The sequence below is a fragment of the Botryobacter ruber genome (assembly GCF_003347595.2).
Classification (GTDB): Bacteria; Bacteroidota; Bacteroidia; order Cytophagales; family Hymenobacteraceae; genus Pontibacter; species Pontibacter ruber_A.
On record NZ_QCZK02000045.1, the window covers coordinates 21,818 to 40,453 of the forward strand.

At 54.2% G+C, this 18,636-nt stretch carries 9 protein-coding genes; 1 reads left to right on the top strand and 8 read right to left on the bottom strand.

The window, feature by feature from the left end; all coding sequences use genetic code 11:
• Positions 1–288: 288 nt before the first annotated feature.
• The 3 genes from DCW36_RS14685 to DCW36_RS14695 form a co-directional block, all read right to left on the bottom strand.
• Positions 289–3,915: a rhamnogalacturonan lyase family protein gene (locus DCW36_RS14685; RefSeq protein WP_128396981.1), complete on the bottom strand. Its 3,627-nt coding sequence runs from the start codon at positions 3,913–3,915 to the stop codon at positions 289–291.
• 421 nt (positions 3,916–4,336) lie between these two features.
• A complete protein-coding gene (uxuA, locus tag DCW36_RS14690; RefSeq protein WP_114783340.1) occupies positions 4,337–5,566 on the bottom strand; it encodes a mannonate dehydratase in 1,230 nt (409 codons plus the stop codon).
• A 207-nt stretch (positions 5,567–5,773) separates the two neighbouring features.
• Entirely contained in the window at positions 5,774–6,613 is an 840-nt protein-coding gene (locus DCW36_RS14695) for an SDR family oxidoreductase (RefSeq protein ID WP_114783341.1), read from the bottom strand.
• A 157-nt stretch (positions 6,614–6,770) separates the two neighbouring features.
• Here DCW36_RS14695 and DCW36_RS14700 point away from each other — a divergent pair, with 157 nt between their 5' ends.
• Positions 6,771–7,784: a LacI family DNA-binding transcriptional regulator gene (locus DCW36_RS14700; RefSeq protein WP_114783342.1), complete on the top strand. Its 1,014-nt coding sequence runs from the start codon at positions 6,771–6,773 to the stop codon at positions 7,782–7,784.
• A 193-nt stretch (positions 7,785–7,977) separates the two neighbouring features.
• Here the strand turns inward: DCW36_RS14700 and DCW36_RS14705 are convergent, their stop codons facing one another.
• From DCW36_RS14705 to DCW36_RS14725, 5 genes are all read right to left on the bottom strand, one after another.
• Entirely contained in the window at positions 7,978–9,996 is a 2,019-nt protein-coding gene (locus DCW36_RS14705) for an alpha-L-arabinofuranosidase C-terminal domain-containing protein (protein ID WP_114783343.1), read from the bottom strand.
• A gap of 238 nt (positions 9,997–10,234) precedes the next feature.
• Positions 10,235–12,838 (bottom strand): alpha-L-arabinofuranosidase C-terminal domain-containing protein, encoded by a 2,604-nt coding sequence (locus DCW36_RS14710; protein ID WP_114783354.1) that lies wholly within the window; start codon positions 12,836–12,838, stop codon positions 10,235–10,237.
• An 80-nt stretch (positions 12,839–12,918) separates the two neighbouring features.
• Positions 12,919–14,073, bottom strand: coding sequence for an acyltransferase family protein (locus DCW36_RS14715; protein ID WP_114783344.1), 1,155 nt, complete (start codon positions 14,071–14,073; stop codon positions 12,919–12,921).
• 106 nt (positions 14,074–14,179) lie between these two features.
• Positions 14,180–15,238 carry a glycoside hydrolase family 43 protein gene (locus tag DCW36_RS14720; RefSeq protein WP_205702937.1) on the bottom strand — a complete coding sequence of 353 codons (1,059 nt, stop codon included), beginning with the start codon at positions 15,236–15,238 and terminating at the stop codon, positions 14,180–14,182.
• Between the two features lie 232 nt (positions 15,239–15,470).
• Positions 15,471–18,629: a glycoside hydrolase family 2 TIM barrel-domain containing protein gene (locus tag DCW36_RS14725; protein ID WP_114783345.1), complete on the bottom strand. Its 3,159-nt coding sequence runs from the start codon at positions 18,627–18,629 to the stop codon at positions 15,471–15,473.
• Between the last annotated feature and the right edge of the window lie 7 nt (positions 18,630–18,636).

Below are 18,636 nucleotides of genomic sequence, written 5' to 3' on the forward strand. Positions count from 1 at the left end.
AAAGCACAGCGGCTGTAATTTCAAAGTTAACTATTCTATCCTGATTGTAAAGGCGAATTGCTGCAGCAGCCACCATTCCCTTTGCTCCTCCTGCAGTGCAGTGGCCGGCGAACCTGCAGGAAAACCAGGTACTCTTTCCGGCACTACAGTTCCCGTACCGAACCAACAGAAAGAACCTCCTGCTTTTGGTGATATTGCTACCACAAAAACAGGAGGTTCTGCTATACTTACCCGTGCCGGCGCGGCATGCGGGTCCGTGTTTATGTTACCTGCTGTGCAACAGTTTTTTTATTGCTTCAGCAGCCTTTCGGTTGTGTGACCCGTGCTTGTCTCGACACGGATGAAGTAAACGCCCGGTTTTAAATCCTGGCCAAAAGTTGCTGATTGCTGTCCATCTGCCTGGTGCAGGCGCCTGCCCAGCTGGTCGAAAACAGTGTAGGTAAATTTGCCTTGTGCCACCACCGTATACGTAGTATTCGACGGGTTCGGGTACACCAACACCTGAGGCGCATGCTTCTCCTTCGTAATTCCGGTTACACCGCCCGGCTGTGCCAGTGTGATGTTCGGCATAGGCGGAGTCTGCATATCGTACCCCAGGTAAAAGCCTGGATACGGCGGCTGGTTGTAAGCAGAATTCTGCCAGGCTATTGCCGTGCGGTACTGCGGGTCGTGCATCAGCGTGTAAATGCGGTGCTCCGTCGGAATGGTAGTTGTGAACAGAATCAGCCTTGCGTTATCCGAAGTCCGGAAGAGCATTTCCTCGCGCCAGTCGCCCAGCAGGTCGGCCGTGAGGCTGGGGTTGGCCTTGGTACTGTTGTTCGAGGAAATAGGAGCCGCCCCGTATATGGTAAACAATCGGTTCAACGAATTAGTAGCTGCATTCCACTTGTCCAGTTTCGTACCGTCCAGCAGCTCGCGGGCCAGGTCGCCGTCCCACCAGATGCCGAAGTTGTAGGTAGGTTTGTTTGTACTGATTTGCTGGCCTCTGGCGTTGTAGAGATTGCCCGAAGAACCCCATAGCTCATAACCCTTGTGGTTGGGGTCGATATCGGCAGCCATCGAACGGCCCACATCACCGGTGGTAGGTACGCCCCAGACGGTCTCGCCTGTTTTAGCATCGTAGAGCCGCAGCCCCATGCCATCGTAAGAACCCTGCGACTCCAGGTTGATCCATATTTCCTGCCCCGGACGGTCCGGGTCCATATCCGTCATGTGCAGAGCATCGCCGTGCCCGTAGCGGTAGGTCCACAAAGGTTTGCCATCGTCGTTAATCGCGCTGGAGCCATTGATTATCTCATCCTTACCGTCGCCGTCCACATCGCCAATGGTCATCTGGTGGTTGCCCTGTTCACGGTAAGCTTCGTTGCCGGGGTCTTCGCTGTTAAAAATCCAGCGAAGGGTAAGCTGTCCGTCGCGCCAGTCGTAGGCAGCCCTAGCCAGTTTATTGTAGTAGCCGCGCCCCATAATCAGGCTCGGGCGGACACCATCCAGGTAAGCCACAGCCGACACAAAGCGGTCGGCACGGTTGCCGTAGTTATCGCCCCAGTCGTTGATGTTGCCCCGGGCAGGCTGGAAATCCACCGTAGCCATTGCTGCACCTGTCAGGCCGTTGAACACTGTCAGGAACTCCGGGCCGGTATGCACCCAGCCGCCGGAATTACGGTAGTCGACGGCGGCGTTACCAATAACAGCGCCTGTACCATCTACGGTACCATCGGCCGTTTTGAGGATGATTTCTGATTTGCCATCGCCATCGAAGTCGTAGACCATGAACTGGTTGTAATGCGGCCCGGCAGGCATGTTGTGGCCCAGGTCGATACGCCACAGGCGTGTACCGTCCAGTTTATAGCAGTCGAAAATCTGTTTGCCGCTATAGCCACCCATGTTATGATTCTCGACAGTTGGCGCCCATCTTAAAACAACTTCATAGGTACCGTCGCCGTCCATGTCGCCCACGCTGGCATCGTTGGCGGTATAGGTGTAGCTTTGGCCATCGGGTGTGGTGCCGCCGGCAGGTATCTGCAGCGGGATAGACAGCTGGTTGCTGCCCCAGGCAGCAGCAGCTTCGGAAGGAGTACCTTCCACGCCGTTCACCACAGCCCGTACGGTATAGGCGCCGCCGGCAGTGGAATTGTCAACATAGTTGGTGGAGGTGGTAATGGGGGTGCTGTTGAGTTTTACGTTATCGCGGTACACGTTGAAGGCGATAGCCGCAGGGTCGGTGCCCAACAGGCGCCAGCCCACGTACACGCTGTTGCCCGTACGGACAGCCACCAGGCCGCGGTTGAGGTACTCCACTTGTTTGGGAGCAGTCACTACTTCATCGGGTAGTGCATGCGTACTTACCCGCACATTGGCGCCATAGGTAACCGTTGTACCGCCCCCGTTGATGGCATAGGCCCGCACAAAATAGGAGGTAGCAGGCGTAAGGCCAGTCAGGTTTACTGTATAAGAACCAATGCCTGCCGAAGCTGCCGCCACTTTGGTGTTAGCCGTCGTAGGATTGGCACTGGTACCGTACACCACCCCTCTTTCTGTTATTTCCGAACCACCATCCGAAGTTATGTCGCCACCTGCTACCACAGACGTAGTGCTGATATTGGTGGCAGCTTTCGTGCTGATGACCGCAGGCGGAGCGGGAGGCAGGTACATCCGGACGATGGGCGTTACAACACCGCTTCCATTTGTTTTGGTGTACACGATAACGGGTTTTTCAGTATCGCTCCCGACAGCCAGCGCAAGGTTACCTACCGGCTCATCGATACCGGTGGCTACGGCCTGGTCTTTCAGTTCTGCCCAGGCAGTTGCGCCTGCTTCCTGCTTAAACACACGGGCCGCCTGGCGGTAGCCGGACGAAATAGCATCAATAAAGGAAAGAAACAGGTTGCCTGCGGCATCTTTCGTCATGTGGATGTTAGGAGAATCGCGGGAGGCAAGCGAGGTGGGCGAACTCCAGGTATCGGTGGCTTTGTTATATACCACCACGGTAGCCCTGTTCAGGTTGCCGGTGTTGAAGTAAGCAATAACCAGGTTCCCGGCACTGTTTACCGCCATGCTGGTATGCCGGATACCGCTAAAATTTGCAGGAACAGCCGTCCAGGTGCCGCCGTCGAAGCGGTAAAGGGCCATGCTGCCGGTAGTGGAGTTATTGGCTGACAGGCTGCTGAATACCAGCCAGGGCGTACCTACCTCGTCCAGCACCAGGCTCATAGCGGCAGCTTTTGCGTCAGCCTTTACCGGACCGGAACCTACCGTTACCCAGGAAGTGCCGTCGAACATTTTCACGTAAGGCGTCAGGTTGGCACCGTCGGCAAATGCGATGTAAGGGTTGTTTTCGGCATCGAATACCAGGGAGCTGCGCGGGGTGGAACCATACTGGGAAACCGTGCTCATGCCGTTTACTGTACCCTCCGACACATACAGGTTGCCGGTGCTGTTGTTCAGCGGTTCCCAGACGCCGGTGGTGGGGTTAAATTTCTTTACCGCCAGCCTGTTGCTGTTGGCGCCATCTACATAGGTAACATAAAGACTGTCTGTTGCATCAGCATAGATGCGGGTATAGGACGAACTGCCGGCGGAAAGGTCTTCGCCCACCTGTGCCCAGGTTCCGTCTTGCAGCTGTTTTTTTACTCTGGCTACTCCCCCTTCGGTATAGGCCACATAGGGTGTGGAAGTGGCGCCTTCGCTTACCAGCGCGATGGTGGTATGGTTGGAGGCCGCAGCAGCAACATCCTGCTCGCTGCCCAACAGCTGCCATTGCTGCGCATGAACCATGCTGGCCATAAGCATAAACAGCAGCGTGAGAGGAACCGAGAGAATCCCTGCTAATTTTTTAGTTTGTGGAGCAGGAGAACACGGGTGGCGTTCCGGGCCTGGCCGTCCCTTCAGCCATAAAGCATGTACAGTTTTTTTCATGAACTACTTTTTATAGGTTTTACAAATAAGCTAATCCGGTAATTGCCTTAAAGATAAGGATGCCACTACTGGCAACTGTCCTGCCACATCCTGACTTTCCGCTCACTAACTGCAGGTATCTCCGGTGGTGGGTATCTCCAAAAAAAGCAAGGAGGCTGCCCCTTTTCGGACAGCCTCCTTGTTTTTTCATCTCGTTTGGGCAGTGATACCGGGTTATTGTTACCTATACCCGGAATATGTTCTAAATGCCAGCTGAAACTGCACATGTACTTCCACCGGCAGCGAGAAAAGCAGCTGCTCGCAGGTGTACAAAACCTGCAAACTTACCACAAAGCAGCACTTCCTTTCTGCAGCGGAAAAGTGCGCTTTGTAAGCTAAATGGAACTGTTGCGGCTCTGCTGCAGGTGCATCCACAAAGCCATTAATACGCCTGTGCGGCCTGCTCTTTCACCGTACCTGTTTGGTTATCCTGCAAGCTCCTGCGGATACCCAGCTCCAGGCCACGCAGCTCAGCCAGTCCGCGGAGACGACCGATGGCCGAGTAGCCGGGATTAGTTTTCTTGTGCAGGTCGTCGAGCATTTTGTGTCCGTGGTCCGGGCGGAAAGGCATGCGCAGGTCTTTTCTGCCGGCGGCAACACGCTTCTGCTGCTCTGCAACCAGCGCCTTCATTACGGCATACATGTCCACGTCGCCCTCCAGGTGATCGGCTTCGTGAAAGTTGCCTTCCGCATCGCGGCGGGTAGCCCGCAAGTGAATGAAGTGGATGCGGTGCCCCAGGCGCTCTATCATGCCCGGCAGGTCGTTGTCGGCACGCACGCCAAAGGAACCGGTGCAGTAGGTAAGGCCGTTGTTCGGGCTGTCTACCGCTGCATAAAGCTCCTCGATGTCCTGTTCGGTACTCACGACCCGCGGCAGACCCAGGATGGGGGAAGGCGGATCGTCGGGGTGAATGCACATGAGCACACCGGCCTGCTCGGCAGCGGGAATTACCTGGCCCAGGAAGTAGAACAGGTTTTCCTTCAGCTCTTTCGGACCGATGCCCTCGTAAGCAGCCAGCACTTTCAGGAATTCTTCCAGCGTATACCCTTCTTCGGCTCCCGGCAGACCGGCAATAATGTTTTTCACCAGCAGCTGCCTGCCTTCTTCAGACAAATTATCCAGGTAGGCTTTGGCTTTGGCTTTTTGCTCCTCGGTATAAGTAGCTTCGGCACCCGGACGCTTGAGCAGGTAAAGTTCGAAAGCGGCAAAGGCAGCTGCTTCGAAACGCAGGGCGGTGGAGCCGTCGGGCATCGGGTATTCTAGGTTGGTGCGTGTCCAGTCCAGCACCGGCATGAAGTTGTAGCACACAATGTCAATACCGCAGGCGCCCAAGTTCAGCAGGGTTTGCCTGTAGTTTTCGATGTACTGCTCGTAATTGCCTGTCCGTTTCTTGATATCTTCGTGCACCGGCACGCTTTCCACCACCGACCAGGTAAGGCCAACGGCTTCTACTTCAGCTTTGCGTTTGAGGATTTCCTCTTTGCTCCACACCTGTCCGTTTGGCACATGGTGCAGGGCCGTCACGATGCCGGTTGCGCCGGCTTGTTTTATATCCCAAAGCGATACAGGGTCCTTCGGACCGTACCAGCGCCAGGTTTGTTCTAATTGCATATCTTCTGTTGTTAAATTTTAACTTTTAATTTTTTCTGCCTTATTTCTGCCGCAAGTATAGGCGCAGCCGTAACTTGTGGTGTAATATGGTGCAAGTTTTCAACTTGCGAGGGTAAGAAAATTGTCGGCATCCGGAAGTTGAAAACTTCCTGTCAAGTTATACCACAAGTTACGGCTGCGCCTAAACTTGCGGTAGTGTTCGTTTTTTTACACCCCGCTAAAAGCAGAGAAGCCGCCGTCAATTGGCACCACTACACCGGTTACAAAAGCAGAGGCATCGGAGCAGAGCCAGAGCAGCGTGCCGGTCAGGTCGTCGGGGGTGCCGAAGCGGCTCATGGGGGTATGGCTCAGGATGGTGTTGCCACGGTCGGTGAGGCTGCCATCGGCATTGGTGAGCAGCGTGCGGTTCTGCTCGGTCAGGAAGAAGCCCGGCGCCAGTGCGTTTACCCGGATGCCTGTCTTGGCGAAGTGCACGGCCAGCCACTGCGTAAAGTTAGAGATAGCCGCTTTGGCGCCACTGTAAGCCGGAATCTTGGTAAGCGGACGGAAGGCATTCATCGACGAAATATTGATGATGCTGCAGCCTTCGCGGCCCACCATGTCTTTGGCAAACACCTGGGTAGGCAGCAAGGAACCGATAAAGTTCAGGTCGAACACAAATTTGATACCTTCGGGGTCGAGGTCGAAGAAGGTTTTAATTCCTTCGGCGGCTTCCAGGTCGCCCGGCAACAGGTGCGTATTGGACGTGGTGCCTTTCGGGTGGTTGCCCCCGGCGCCGTTGATGAGGATGTCGCAAGGGCCAAGCTGCTCCGCCACTTTCCAGTGCGCGGCCCGCAGGCTCTCCACCTCCAGCACATTGCAGCCAACGGCAATGGCTTTGCCGCCTTTGGCTGTAATTTCGTCGGCCACCTGCCGGGCCAGTTCTTCTTTCAGGTCCAGTACTGCTACCTTCGCACCCTGGGCGGCCAGTGCCAGGGCCATGGTACGGCACAACACACCGCCACCACCGGTTATCACCGCTGTTTTTCCATCTAAATTAAAAGACATGTTGATTTTTTTAAGGAGATTTTCGCATTTGTCTTACCCAAATATGGCTAGAAACGGCGGCTTCCACTACTGTTGCTACTACTTTATTTACGAAAACGATGTAGTGCCATTTTCGCTGGTTCACTAAATTTTCGTTTACTTTGCGAAAAGGTTTCGTATGGCAAAAGTGAGTTTAAAGGAGCTGGCTGACATGCTGGGCGTATCTGTATCGACGGTTTCCAAGGCGTTGCGCGACAGTTACGAAATAGGGGAAGAAACAAAAAAAAGAGTGCTGGAGATGGCCGATGAAATGGGCTACCGGGCCAACCCCTATGCAGGCCACCTGCGCCACCACCAGAGCAGGACCATTGCCGTGATTGTGCCGAAACTGACAAACAACTTTTTCATTCAGGCCATCAGCGGTGTAGAAACCACTGCCTTCGACCGGAATTACCATGTGCTCATTTATGTAACGCACGAGGATTTCAGGCTGGAGGAGCGCATCCTCAAGCACCTGCAGAACGGGCGGGTGGATGGGGTAATTATGTCTCTGGCCGTTACGACCAAAAGCTACGACCACATCAGCGAACTGGTGCAAAGCAACATCCCGGTCGTGTTTTTCGACCGGATCTGCCATGAAATAGAGACCGCCAAGATTACCACCGACGATTTTGCCAGCAGTTTCAACGGAACGGACCACCTGATCCGGCATGGCTGCCGCGATATTGCCTTCCTCTCCTTATCCGACAACCTTTCGATTGATTACAAACGGAAGCAGGGCTACCTGGAGGCACTGCATAAATACGACATCCCGGTAAAGGAAGACCGGATTATCAAATGCCATGGCGATGAGAAGAGTTGCTACCGGAAAATAAGGCAGCTGCTCAGCAGCAGTAACCCGCCGGACGGCATCTTCGCCTCCGTGGAAACGCTGGCGCTGACCACCTACACCGTTTGCCAGGAACTGGGGGTAAAAATTCCGGATGAGCTTCAGGTTATCTGTTTCTCCAACCTGCCCACCGCTCCCCTGCTCAACCCGCCGCTGACCACCATTTCGCAACCCGCTTTTGAAATGGGAAAGCAGGCGGCAACCGTCCTCCTGAAACACCTCGAGAAACGAAGAACCGCTATCCCAAACGAAAACATCGTCCTTAAATCGGAGTTAGTGGTAAGAGGTTCGACCAAGAGTTAATTGTTGCCTGCTTTCTGGAAAACTGTTATCTGCAGCTGCCACCACAGCCACTGCTGCAGCCAAACAGGAGCAGTGGCTGTGGTGGCAGCTGCAGCAAAAAAATGTCGCCAGCCGGAGCGAAAGCTTCTGTTTCCCCGGTTGCATACCGAGCCGATAGCTGCCTTCCTTAACCAGTTTGGCGTGCGTTTTCCTGTTATTGCCTCACCATCTGGATGTTCAATTTCTTACAAGGCACCTTTACGACCGTAACCGACTGTGGCTCGAGCTTCAGGGCGACGGTGTTGCCGGAGAAGTTTTGCTTCCGCGCTGTTGGCGCCACCACCTGCGGCTTGTCCAGCGTGTTGTAGTCCATGGGGTTGGCTGCCTTCAGCACCTGCAGGTTGGCTGTTCGTTTCTGAATGGTGGCCCCTTCGAGGTTTACATTAACCGGTTTTACAGATTTGGATGTGTTTACCAGTTTCATGATAACTTCGTTTGTGTTACGGTCGATGGTGGAGCTGGCGTAGAGGCTGTCCTGGCCGGTTACGGCAACACCGTTGCTCACAACGGGCACCACATGGGTGCCACTGTTGGCGCCGAAAAGCTTTTGCACATGGTAGTTTGGCGTGCCTACAGCCCGGAGGTTATCAAACCAGATCATATCCGGGCGCCATTGCCATGCCTCCACGTGCGCCAGCAGCGGTGCGTACGAAGCCATGTGCACTACATCGGCGTTGCGCTCCAGGCCGGTCATGAAGGCAGCTTCGGAGAGGGCGCTGTACCAGGTGTTGCGCGATTCGGAATCTTTATCATCTTTGCCGTGGGCGGCATATTCGCCTGCAAATACTTTTGGTCCGGTGCGGTCGTAGTTGTCGTAGCGGGCGGCGTTTTGCTGGAACCACTCCGGGCTCTTGTAATAGTGCTCATCCACGTAATCGGCCTTCGAGTTTTTCAGCTCTTTCCAGAGGTAGTCGAAGCGGGGGCCGTCGGAGGAGGGGCCGGAGGTGGAGATGAGCTTTATTTCCGGATGCTGTTTCTTGAGCACATCTTCAAACACGCGGTAGCGCTCCATGTACTGCTCGTCCCACTGCTCGTTGCCGATGCCCAGCAGCTTGAGGTCGAACGGCTTGGGGTGGCCCATGTCGGCGCGCAGCTTGCCCCACTTGCTGGTTACGGGGCCATTGGCAAATTCTATCAGGTCCAGGGCGTCCTGCAGGTAAGGGTCCAGTTCTTCCATAGCTACTACCTCGCCGGTGTTATACTGGCAGGCCATGCCGCAGTTGAGGATGGGCAGCGGTTCTGCGCCCAGGTCTTCGGCCAACTGAAAATACTCATAAAAGCCCAGCCCGTAACTCTGGAAATAATCCGGGGCGTTGCGGTGCGAAAATTCTACGTTCCAGCGGTTCATGATGAGGGTGCGGTCTTCCACATCGCCCACCGTTTTTTTCCATTGGTAGCGGTTGGCCAAATCTTTCCCTTCCACAATACAGCCACCCGGGAAACGCAGGAAGCCCGGCTTCATGTCGGCCAATAGCTGCACGAGGTCTTTGCGGAGGCCGTTGGGGCGGTTCTTCCAGGTATCCTGCGGGAAGAGCGATACCATGTCGAGGTCGGCGGTGCCTTTGCCCTGCAGCAGCACCTGGAAACCGGCTTTGGGCTCTGTGGCCGTGGCTTTGAATGAAACCGTATGCTTTTTCCATTCCGGTGTCAGGCCTCCGAGTTCAGCTTCGCCCAGCTTTTCTCCTTTTCGGTTTACCAGCGCCACCTTCATTTTCAGATTTTCATCTCCCTGTTGCCGCGCCAGCACCGAGAAGTTGTACTGCTTGCCCTGCTCAATGCCGATACCCCGGAAGCCTTCGTTCACCAGTCCGTAAGCGCCGTTTTCGGCATTCACCTTCAGGCGGGCAAAGCGGGGATTGGCCTCCTTGGCAGCAGTTCGGTTGATGACCAGGACGGTTCCTGTTCCGTTTTGCTTTACCTCTTTCCAGCCCATCAGGGGCTTGTCGAATTCAAAAGAGCGGTTCTTTACCAGTTCGGCATAGAGGCCGCCATCGGCTGCAAAGTTGATATCCTCGAAAAAGAGGCCCCACATGGTGGGCTGCACTTCAGCAGTGGGTTTGGAGACTTGTACAGCAATGTTTTGTACCTGTTGCTGGGCCTGTGCGCTGCCTGCCGTAAAGCAAAACGGTACGAAAGCGGCGGTTGCCAAAAAGGTAAAAAGCGTTTTGTTCATTTTAATTAGAATCTAGATTAGCAGGCACCGGGTTCGATTTCTCTTGCATAACCGGTGTCTTTTCTTATTCAATTTTACTTTTCTGCAGCAGCCACCATTGCCTCTCCTGCAACCAGGAAGATGACAGTCCGCTAAAAAATTGGTTGTACCAATTGTTGACGGTAGTGCAACTCGCCCACAAGTTCCTTACAGGATGACAGATGGTGTTTTATTGGAAGCGGGTAAAAACTATCAGGTACTAGTTGCCTTTCACCCGGATAACGGTACAGGAGTAGGCTGGCAGCTCGGTTTGCGCCAGCTCCGACACCGCCACGTCTGTTTCCACCGGCTGCAGTTTCCGGTCGCCTGGCTTGCCCTGCAGCGTCGTTTTCACGGCACTGGTGCCTGTTGTGCCCAAAGCTTTTAGGTCGAGGTTGGAGTTGACAGGCACCGGCAGCAGGTTGACCATTTTGACAATCACATCGTTAGTTTTGCTGTCGCGCACCACCGATACGGCCACCCGCTTGCTTACGGCCTCCTGGTTATTGTCCAGGCTGACGGTGCTGGGCAGGTACTCGTCTCCGGAGTTGCGGCCGAAAAGTTTCTGCACCTCGTACCCCACCGTTGGCTTCACCTCGGTGTTGTTGAAGTAAATCATATCGGGATTCCATTGCGTGTGACCTTCTTTGGCCAGCAGCGGCGCATAGGAAGTCATGTGCACCACATCGCCGTTTCGCTCTACCGAAGTCAGGTACAGCGCTTCGGCCAGGGCTGTTTCGAGGTTGTTCGGGCGACCGGGTAAATGGGCGGCATACTCGCCCAGGTATACTTTGGCTTTGCTGCGGTCGTAGCGGTCGTAGTAGTCCTGGTTGTGGATGAACCAGCCCGGCGGCTGGTAGTAGTGCTCGTCCACCATCGGCACGTCCAGCTGCGTGGCAAGCTCCCAGCCCTCCACGTAATCTGTTCCTTCCGAGAAAGGTCCCACTGTTCCGATAACTGTAATTTCAGGATACTTTTCGTTCAGGGCTTTCTGAATCATGGCGAAGCGCTCTTCAAACACATCTGTAATCAGGTCTTCGTTGCCGACGCCGATGTACTTCAGGTTGAACGGTTTGGGGTGGCCGGCTTCTGCCCGTTTCTTTCCCCACTTCGTGTTCACGCTGCCGTTGGCGTATTCCACCAGGTCCAGGATATCCTGCACGTACTCGTCCATCTGGTCCATCGGGATACCGCCCTGCTGACCGCCACCACCGTCACTTGAGTTCTGGCAAGGCACACCGGCTGCCACCACAGGCACTGGCGCTGCGCCTATGTCTTCGCAGAACTGGAAGTACTCAAAGTAGCCCAGCCCCATCGACTGGTGGTAGCCCCACAGGTTGCGCTGCGGTTTGCGGGCCTCCAGCGGACCGATGGTGTTTTTCCAGTGGTAGATGTTGCCTATGCCGTCGCCATGCGCTACACAACCGCCGGGGAAGCGAACGAAGCGTGGCTGCAGGTCGGCAATGGTCTGCGCCAGGTCGGCACGCAAGCCGTTTTTTCTGCCTTTAAAGGTGTTCTGGGGGAAGAGCGAAACCATGTCCAGCGCCAGGCGACCTGCTGCCAGCGGCTCCAGTTCCAGGCGTGCATCAGAGGCTGTGGTGGCAGGTACAAGAGACGCATGTAAGGTTTTCCAGCTGCCCGGGGAGGCATTTACGGTTGCCTTTGCCAGCACGCCCTCCTTCTCGCTTACCAGGCGCACCTGCAGCTTCCCGTTCTTACCCTCCAGCTGTTTTGCCATCACGGAGAAGTTGTAGCGCTCGCCTTTCTTCACGGCAATGCCATCGAAGCCGGTATTCACCAGTGCCGCTCCGGGTGCTGTGGTATGCAGCACGGCATAGTGCGGGTTGTTCGGGTGAACGGGTGCAACGGAATCGATAGCGAAGGTACCCTTGTCGCCTTTCAGGGTCCAGGAGTGGGTGCTGGTCCAGCTCTTGTCGTGGCCTTTTTTGTCGCTGGGCTTGTACTCGAAGCCCCGGTTCTGCACCAACTCGGCATAAAGGCCGCCATCGGCTGCGTAGTTCAGGTCTTCGAAAAACACGCCTACCAGCAGGTCGCTGATGGGTTTTGCTTTGGCTGCCGCCACCGTGATTTTTGCTTCTACCGGTTTAAGGCCGGCAAAGCGTTGCGCGTCCTGTTCGGTTCGTTCGCTGTACTGGCTGTTTTTGTACTGCTTCAGTTCGTAGGTTTTCTGCAGCCTGTCCACATCCGCCCAAGCCACGCGATGCACCTGTCCTGTCGCATCGCCTCCAGGTAAGGCTATTGTCTGGCTGTTGTTTTTATACTGTGCTGCCGGAACCTCTACAGCCGGCGTATAGGTTTTAAAGTTTTTGGTCGTAACCCGGTAATACTTGCCTGATGCATCGGTGTAAGTGATGTGGTAAGTGGCGGCGTTCTTATCGTACTGCACCACCGGGCGCAGCACATTTTTACCTGCCTGCACCATCGGGTAGCTCTGGCGGCCCCAATAAACTAAATCGGGCGAGGCGGCGTGGGCAAATACCAGTTCCTGCTCGTTCAGGCCCCACACACATTGCCAGGCGCCGTCAGCGCCTTTCACCAGGTAGGGCGTCACCATGCGTTTCTGGTTGCCCCAGTTCCCGTAGTCAGATTTTACAAAGCCGAACTCGTTGCCGATGCTGTGCCACTTTTGGCGGTCGCGGCTCCAGGCAAAGTGCAGCCCATTTTTTCCGTTGTTTTTGGTGGTGCTGTAAGCGAGCAGGTACGCGGAATCGGGTTCGTTCACCAGCCTGCCTGCTTCTACTGCTGTTGTTCCAAACAAGGCAACTCCGAAAAGCATACCCGACAACATCATTACTTTTTTCATGTTATAAACCCCTGTAATCTTTTTTTCTGAAATCTCTTTTATTGCCAACACCAAGGCTGGCAGCGAAGGTAAACCCGGTTTTACTTTAATACAACAGGAACATCTTTTCCTTGCTGCAGCTTCGCGCTTAGTGCTTTTTTCTTCAGCCATAACCGGACAGGCTCATCGTAAAACTTCAGGCAAACATAGGCCAGTACGATGGCACCCAGGAAGACAACTATTCCAACCGGATATGCTTCTCTTAAAGGTATTTTATCTCCCTGCACCCAGGCGGTATAGGTATAGATAAGCGGGTAGTGGGTAATGTAAATCGGGTAAGAAATATCACCTAAAAACTTACACAGCTTTTTGGCATAGGAGTTTGTTACTTCTCCACCAGCCCCTAGATAAACAATGAGCGGAAAGACCAGCATGATGCTCAGCGATTCATAAAGCCCGTTCATCCAAACATTTTCTTTTCCTCCGATTCTGGGCATAGCCAGTACTATTACCACTAACAAGCTGCTCCACAAAAACGCATGCTTCACCTGCCGCAGCCTCGCCACCCGGAAGAGCAGCAAACCGGCAAAGAACGGGAACATGACCCTGGTAAAGCCAATGCGCAGTTGGTGCGGCTCCAGCGTCCAGCCACCGATTACATCGCCATGGCGGCTGGTTACCGTGAAATGTAACAGTGCAACTCCTGACACGAACACCAGCAGGACCAGTGCCTTTTTCGAGAGTTTCCTGAAGGCAATTCCGTAAAAAATGTTCACGACAAACTCAAAAAACAGCGACCAGGCCGGGCCGTTGAGCGGGTATGTTTCACGCCACCCACGAATGTCCATGGCCGGTGTAATGGGAAGCATCAAAAAGCCAAGCAGCATGACAAACAGCATCTTCCATACGGGCGTCTGGCTGATGAGAGGAAAGGAGGCTGAAGCCTGGAAGTAGAAGAACAAAGCACCGATGATTGTTCCCATCACCACCATCGGCTGGAGCCGTAGCAGCCGGCGTTTAAAGAAATCCCGCACCGTCATGGTACTCCACCTGTCGTCATAGGCATAGCCGATCACGAAACCGGATAGCAGGAAGAAAAAGTCGACTGCCAGGTAACCATGGTTGATAATCAGGTCGTGGCGGCCCGTGGCATGGGTTTCAAAAATGTGAAAGGCCACGACCATCAGGGCGGCTACACCCCGTAAACCATCCAGTATGGGATAATGTGGTTTTGTTGCCAGCGTAGTTTGATTCATAACTTATACAGTTTGCTCAGGAGAACTTGGAATGCTTCCGAAGGTATCACAGGTAGTATCCGGATCTCTTCTTCAGGCATCCCATTACAGTTTTCGGGTAATTTACTCAGAATTTCGCTTTATAGCCCCAGTGGTCGGCCAGGCGACGGGCTTCTTTTTTGGTCAGGTGCACAAAGGAGCTGTGTTTGGGCGAATAAAAGTTAATCGCCTTCATCACGCCTTCGTTGAAGTGTCCCAGGTGCTTAAAGTTCTTGAAGTCGGAGGTTTCGCTGAAGCCGAAGTTGTGCGGACGGATGCCATAGATGTCGTAGACCAGCACCCACTTCTCCTCCCCGATGCGCTTGAACACAGTGGGCGCCTCGCAAGCCTTGGGTTCCGGGTCGTACCATGCCGGGTCGTAGACGTAGCCGCTGTTGATGGCGCTGGACACGGCTTGTTTGATGCCCGGCGTACCATCGTGCGGCGTGTAGAACATGTGGTACTTATCGCCTACTTTGGTGATGTCGGCATCGATATAGGTAATATCTTTAGGATACTCGAAGAGCAATTCTGGTTTGGTTTCGAATGCGGTAAAATCATCGTTCATGTAGGCATAGTAGAGTTTGTTATGCCCGTTGCCAAAGCGCATGGTGTAGTAGAGCATCAGCTTCTTTTTGGCTTCGTCGTAAACAATTTCAGGCGCCCAGGCACAGCCAATATCCGCCAGCTCCGGGAACGCCTGGTCTACGCGCAGGATGGTGTGCGACCAGTTCACCAGGTCTTTTGACTTCATCAGCACCAGCGCCCGGTTGTTGCCCCAGCCGTACTGCCTGCCGTCGCGCTGCCACTCGGTGTCGCGCAGGTTAGCTTGCTGGGCAAAGATGTGCAGGTCGGTCATGGCCAGGTAGAACATGCCATCGGGCCCACGCATGATATAGGGGTCGCGGATGCCGCGCTGCTCGGCAATGGTATCGCCTGCTATCACCGGCTTGCCGTTGTTTACATCCGTAAAGGTGTAGCCATCTTTGCTCAGGGCAAAGTACAGCCCGTGGGTGTCGTCTTTGAAATAGGCCATCAGGTAGGCCTTCATGTCCTTTTCTTTTGGCGCTTTTGTACGTTTCTGAGCCTTGCTTATTCCCGGCACCAGCAGCAGCGCCAGCATACCTGCCAGTACGAATCTCATCATCCTATTCACTTTCATTTACAGATGCGAAGCACAACGTTCCTGTAACAGGAAAGCTCCGCTTGTGAAGTTAAATTTGTCGTAAAAAAATCGGCTGCAGCTGCCACCACAGCCACTGCACCTCAAAAATAAATAATTGCCTTTACTTGTGGAGCGCTCTTCTCCAGGAAGCCGTTCTCACTGGCAATAAAGCAGACGATGATTTCACCAGAGGTATAGATTACCTGTAAACACTTTAATTAACTTTCGATACAACTGTACTCTCTTTATCAATCGGCCTGAGGGTGTAGCTGTAAGAATATTTCTTGTCCAGCAGTCGGTATGGGTCGTGCGGCAAAAGGCCCCAGCTGTTGTCGCCGCCCAGGCCGCGCTGCTTCAGGTCGATGTGCAGGCTCACCATATCGCGCTGCTTTAAGTCAATTGGATGGCGGTTGAGTTTTTTCGTGCCGGGGTCGATGTCTTCGGCCAGGTAATGCAGCGCAGTGAAGTTGAGCGGCTGCTTACCCTCTACCACGACACCCTCTCCGGCAGCATTTGTCAGCTGCACCCAGCGTACATCGGTCTTGTTGCCACTCTCCTGCGGACGGATGTAGAGGTCGTGGAACTGGTTGGCAACTTTGTCTTTGTACAAGCCTACAAAAGAAGCCGTTTTACGGTCGGCGTAGTTCTCCCAGGGGCCACGGCCGTAGTAGGTCAGGTTGTCGAATGCCTTTGGCAGCTCCAGGCGCATCCCGAACCTTGGCAGTTCCGGCATTTCTTTGCCTGTCATGTCGATACTGGCCGTTACCTGCACCGTACCGTCGTTCTGCAGCAGGTACTCCACTGTATAAGGCACCTGCTTATCGGTGAGCTCATACACAACTGTAATCCTTTGACCCTCTGCCTGCTTCTTGCCGGCTGTTACGCTTTTCAGGTTCATGTTTTTGTGTGCCTCGCGCCACACGCCCAGCTGCTCCGGCATATGGTTGCCAAAGTCGTTGTCGGTGGGGGCGCGCCAGAAGTAAGGCTCCGGAAATTGGGTAATGGAGGTTTTCCCGTTCAGGCCATAGGCGATTAACTTCCCTTCTTTGAGATCAAACTCACCGGCTACATCACCCGCCGTAAAGCTCAGGATATTGCCTTTGGTTCTGATCTTCAGTTTACCGGTTCCATTTGTTTTTGTAAAATACCGGTCGTTGCCCAACGCAAACTGCTCCCGGGCTAGCTCATGCCCCTCCGGCACAAAAGCAGTAGCATGTTTCTGGTAAGCATACACGTTCAGGAAGAATTCTTCACCGTTAGCTGCGGTAAAAGCCGGAACGGGTAGTGTTACTTCTTTTACCTGGTGCGGCGCCACATTTGCTTCAAAAGTTCCCTCCTGCTGCAGCGCTCCGTTCTTAAACAGCTGCCATTTAAAGTTGTACTGGTCCAGGTTGGTAAAGTCGAACTGGTTTTCTATGGCAATGATTCCTTTGGCTGCATCTTTGGCCTTGAACTGAATGTTGGCATATACCTTCTTCACTTCCATCAGCCCCGGATGCGGTGTGCGGTTAGCTGATACCACCCCATTGGCGCAAAAGTTCTCGTCGTTGTACAAGTGGCCTGCTCCCAGGTCGCCGCCATAGGCCCAGAACTCATTGCCGTCTTTGTCTTTGGTTTTCAGGCCCTGGTCTACCCAATCCCAGATAAAGCCGCCCTGCATGTGTTTGCTGCTGTTGATGATATCCCAGTACTCCGTAAAATTACCGTTGCTGTTGCCCATGGCATGCGAGTACTCGCACATGATGTACGGACGGTTCTTATCTGTAGCAGCAGCATACTTCTTCATATCCCGGATAACCGGGTACATAGGACCAACGATGTCGGTGTTCCAATCTTCGCCGGCCTGCTCGAACATGACCAGGCGGGAGTTGTCGCGCTCTTTTATCCATTTGTAAGCATCGTGGAATACAGGACCGTTGCCACACTCGTTGCCCATGCTCCAGATAATAACCGAGGGGCGGTTCTTGTCGCGCTCTATCAGCCGCTGGATACGATCGAGGTGCGCCGGCGCCCACTCGGGCAGATAGGCAGGGTGCTTTGCTTTGTCAAACGCATGCTGCCATTCGGCGCCCATGCCGTGTGTTTCGATGTTGGCTTCGTCTACCAGGTAGAGGCCGTATTCGTCGCAGAGCTTGTACCAGAGCGGGTCGTTGGGGTAGTGGCTGGTGCGTACGGCGTTGATATTGTGCAGCTTCATGAGCTTTATGTCTTTCAGCATCAGCTCACGGGTGGGCACGTGCCCTTTCTCGTCGTCGTGCTCGTGGCGATTTACGCCTTTGAAGAGCACCGGCATGCCGTTTACCAGCAGCTGCGCATTTTTCAGCTCTACTTTCCGAAAACCTACTTTGTCGCCTGCTACAGCGATGGTTTTACCTTTATCGTCTTTCAGTGTAATGACACAGTCGTAGAGGTTGGGGTGTTCCGCGCTCCACTTCTGCACCTTGTTTACCGTTCCGATAAAAGTAGCAACATGGGTACTTCCTGTCTTGGTGGCCACGCTTTTCTCCTGCGCAAATACCTTGTTGTTGTTCTTGTCAAACAGCTCGATGGCCACGGTTGCCTTGTCCGGTGTTTTGCCGGCAAACTTACGCAGGTCTACGGTGGCGCTGAACTGGCCGTGGGTGTAGGAGTTATCGAGGTCGGCTTTGATAAAATAATCCCACAGCGTCAGCTTCGGCATGGCCTGCAGGTACACGTCCCGCTCCAGGCCGCTCAAACGCCAGAAGTCCTGGTCTTCGAGGTAGCTGCCGTCGTGCCAGCGGGTTACCTGCACGGCCAGTTGGTTCTCCCCTTTCTTAAGGTAGTTGGTTACATCGAACTCGGCTGCAGACTTGGCTACCTTGCTCATGCCCACTTCCTGGCCGTTCAGGTAGACCAGCGCATAGCCGGAGATGGAGCCGAAGTTAAGCATCACCTGGTGGCCGTTCCAGGACTCGGGCACGGTAAAGGTTCTGCGGTAAGTGCCTACGGGGTTGTAGTTGTTGTCTACGTAAGGAGGCCTGGCCGGGAACGGATAGCGCACGTTGGTGTAAATGGGCAGGTCGTGCCCTTCCAGTTCCCAGTTAGAGGGCACCGGTATGGTTTTCCAGTTGCTGTCGTTAAAGTCGGTGCGGTAGAAATCGGTGGGCCGGTCGGCCGGCTTTTGCACCAACGAAAATTTCCAGCTGCCGTTGAGCGACTGGTGGTAGAACGACTGGTTGTAATCGTCTTTGCGCGCCTCCTGTGCATTGCTGTAAAGCATGAAGGTAGCACGCGGCTGTTCCTTGTTCCGCTCATACACCGTGTGGTTCTCCCACTCGTTTCCTGTTTGCTGCGCCTGGCCGAGCTGCGCCCACAGCAGACAAAGCAGGACTATTAAATTACGCTTGAACATAAGTAGC

Excerpts from the sequence above, each read along its gene's own strand:
- DCW36_RS14685 (WP_128396981.1), bottom strand. The coding sequence starts at position 3,915 with ATGAAAAAAACTGTACATGCTTTATGGCTGAAGGGACGGCCAGGCCCG.
- uxuA (WP_114783340.1), bottom strand. The coding sequence starts at position 5,566 with ATGCAATTAGAACAAACCTGGCGCTGGTACGGTCCGAAGGACCCTGTA.
- DCW36_RS14695 (WP_114783341.1), bottom strand. The coding sequence starts at position 6,613 with ATGTCTTTTAATTTAGATGGAAAAACAGCGGTGATAACCGGTGGTGGC.
- DCW36_RS14700 (WP_114783342.1), top strand. The coding sequence starts at position 6,771 with ATGGCAAAAGTGAGTTTAAAGGAGCTGGCTGACATGCTGGGCGTATCT.
- DCW36_RS14705 (WP_114783343.1), bottom strand. The coding sequence starts at position 9,996 with ATGAACAAAACGCTTTTTACCTTTTTGGCAACCGCCGCTTTCGTACCG.
- DCW36_RS14710 (WP_114783354.1), bottom strand. The coding sequence starts at position 12,838 with ATGAAAAAAGTAATGATGTTGTCGGGTATGCTTTTCGGAGTTGCCTTG.
- DCW36_RS14715 (WP_114783344.1), bottom strand. The coding sequence starts at position 14,073 with ATGAATCAAACTACGCTGGCAACAAAACCACATTATCCCATACTGGAT.
- DCW36_RS14720 (WP_205702937.1), bottom strand. The coding sequence starts at position 15,238 with ATGATGAGATTCGTACTGGCAGGTATGCTGGCGCTGCTGCTGGTGCCG.
- DCW36_RS14725 (WP_114783345.1), bottom strand. The coding sequence starts at position 18,629 with ATGTTCAAGCGTAATTTAATAGTCCTGCTTTGTCTGCTGTGGGCGCAG.